The 2,765-nt window shown below is 58.3% G+C and carries 2 protein-coding genes; one reads left to right on the top strand and one right to left on the bottom strand.

Going from position 1 to position 2,765, the window contains the following annotated elements; genetic code table 11:
- Positions 1-17: 17 nt before the first annotated feature.
- Entirely contained in the window at positions 18-1,382 is a 1,365-nt protein-coding gene (locus HMPREF1647_RS03720) for a PFL family protein (RefSeq protein ID WP_035432167.1), read from the bottom strand.
- Between the two features lie 189 nt (positions 1,383-1,571).
- Here HMPREF1647_RS03720 and HMPREF1647_RS03715 point away from each other — a divergent pair, with 189 nt between their 5' ends.
- A complete protein-coding gene (locus HMPREF1647_RS03715) occupies positions 1,572-2,708 on the top strand; it encodes a LacI family DNA-binding transcriptional regulator (protein ID WP_035432170.1) in 1,137 nt (378 codons plus the stop codon).
- Positions 2,709-2,765: the final 57 nt, after the last annotated feature.

Below are 2,765 nucleotides of genomic sequence, written 5' to 3'. Positions count from 1 at the left end.
ATATGGAGGCTCTTTTGCTAGTTCTTGAGTGAATTGAGTGGAGCGGGGAAGCGACCGCCGCGGTGTGCAAGCACCGTACCCGCAAACTGGTTGACCGGCATGATGGGCGCGGATCCAAAGAGGCCACCAAACTCCAGGACGTCGCCCTCGTTGTAACCGATAGCTGGGATAACACGGACCGCCGTGGTCTTGGTGTTGATGACGCCGATGGCCATCTCATCTGCGATGATGCCCGCGATGGTTTCCACAGAGGAATCACCAGGAATAGCAATCATGTCTAAACCAACGGAGCACACTGAGGTCATTGCCTCGAGTTTCTCGAGAGAAAGCGCACCGTCTTGAGCTGCGCGAATCATGCCCGCGTCCTCGGAGACCGGGATGAATGCGCCGGACAGGCCGCCAACGCTTGACGACGCCATGACGCCGCCTTTCTTGACGGCATCGTTGAGCAGTGCAAGTGCGCAGGTGGTTCCGGGGCCACCACATTCGCCAACGCCGATGAGCTCCAGAATCTTAGCGACGGAATCGCCAGCTGCAGGGGTAGGCGCAAGACTGAGGTCTACGATGCCCTTCTCGACACCCAGGCGCCTTGAAGCCTCGCGGCTCATCAGCTCGCCTGCGCGGGTAATCTTGAATGCGGTCTGCTTGATCTTCTCGGCAACGTCCATGAGGTTTGCGGAGTCGGGAAGTTCGGCGAGGGCTGCAGCCATGACGCCAGGACCGGAAACGCCCACGTTAATGACGGCGTCCGCCTCTCCGCTGCCGTGGACCGCGCCGGCCATGAAGGGGGAGTCCTCCACCATGTTGGCAAAAACGACCAGCTTAGCGGCACCGTAGCACTGAATGTCGGTGGTGCGACGAGCGGCTTCAAGCACGGTTTCTGCCATGAGCAGGACGGCGTCCATGTTGATGCCTGCGCGCGTAGACGCAACGTTTACCGAGGAACAGACGCGCGATGTGGTGGCCAGCGCCTCGGGGATGGATGCGATGAGTCGGCGGTCGGCGTCGCCAAGACCCTTGTGGACCAGCGCCGAGAAGCCACCCAAAAAGTCGATGCCCAGCGTCTCGGCCGCGCGGTCAAGCGTATGAGCAAGCGGGGTCAGGTCTTGCGCCGAGGTACATGCCGCAATCTGTGCGATTGGCGTGACGGAAACGCGCTTGTTGGCAATGGGGATGCCGTATTCGCGTTCCAGGTCCTCGGCCACGGACACCAGGTGCTCGGCCTGGCGAGTGATGCGGTCGTAGACCTTCTGGCACATGCGATCCAGGTCCTCGTCTGCGCAGCTATTGAGCGAGATGCCCATCGTAATGGTACGCAGGTCAAGGTTTTGCTCGCTGACCATGGCAAGGGTCTCGACGATTTCTTGTGGTGTGATATTCATGCGCGTCCTCTCGGAATGCGGTTGTCGTGCGAGCGCCGGGGCGCAGGTGCAGCTTGCGTGCGGTATCGGGGTCCAGGTGCGGTTGTCGTGTGGAGACAGCGTCTGGCTTTTGGCGGACGACCAGCCGCAGGGGTTTCTCGACTATTATACTTAAGCAACAACGACAAACGGGGCAAGTTGCGAGGTAACGTGGCAGAAAAAGTCACCCTAAAAACGATTGCGCGCGAGGTGGGGCTGTCGCCCGCCACGGTTTCGCTGGTGCTGAACGGCCGGCCGGTGCGCGTGAGCGACGAGAACCGGCGCCGCATCCTCGACGTTGCCCGCCGCGAGCACTACATCCCCAACCAGATCGCAAGAAGCCTGGTCACGCAGCATACGCAGACGCTGGGGCTAATCGTGCCGAATATCGAGAGCCGGTTTTTCTCGTCGTTTGCAAAGATGCTGGAGATGAAGTGCCGCCGCCGCGGGTACGCGCTGTTCATCACCAACTCGGATAACAGCACGTCAAATGATGCGGACCTTGTGCGACTGCTGGTTAATCGCGGCGCTGACGGCATCTTTATCATCACGTCCGACGAGGTAGAAGCCTCGAAGCAGCTCATCGCCGACTTGGAACAGCTGCCCGTGCCGTACGTCATGGTGGACCGTACCATCGACGCGCTTGACTGCGATAAAGTCACGTTCAACAACGAGCTCGGCGGCTATCTGGCCACAAAATACCTGCTAGACCACGGTCATCGCCGGATCGCGTGCATGGTCAACACCGCCTCCAACACCGGCTGCGCGCGCCTCAACGGCTACGTTCGCGCACTTGGCGAGAAGGGCCTGGAGCTTGATCAGTCGCTTGTGCTGACCAGCGATTATTACATTCCTGATGCTTATCTTGCAGCTCAGCAGCTGATTCGCGTGAACGCTACGGCTGTTGTTGCGACGTCGGACAACATTGCGCTTGGGCTATTGCGCTACCTGTATGAGCGCGGCTTGCATGTTCCGCGCGATTATTCCGTTGTCGGATACGATAACAGCATTTCAGACGCACTGTTTGAGCCGGCGCTGACCTCGATTGAGCAAAATGTTGATGAACTTTCTGACGCTGCGCTTTCGATTATGTTCCGTCGTCTGGGTGAGCTTGGGGCGGATGTTGTTCAGAGAGCTGCGACGCAAGTAGCTGCGACGCAATCAGCTGCGACGCAATCAGCTGCGACGCAATCAGCTGCGACAGGCAAAAATAACGGCATCGAAGCGCAGGATGATAGCGCGTCAATCCAGATAATCCTTGAGCCGCGCATGATTGAGAAGAATAGCGTGCGTCTTTTGGGTTGCTAATCAGATTTCTGCATATTTGTTCAATAAAATACATTTCTATGAATACGTAATTTTTGA

The organism is Lancefieldella parvula DNF00906 (genome assembly GCF_000758945.1).
Classification (GTDB): domain Bacteria; phylum Actinomycetota; class Coriobacteriia; order Coriobacteriales; family Atopobiaceae; genus Lancefieldella; species Lancefieldella parvula_C.
Note: the sequence above shows the minus strand (reverse complement) of the source record. Positions and strands in the feature narration are given on the sequence as shown.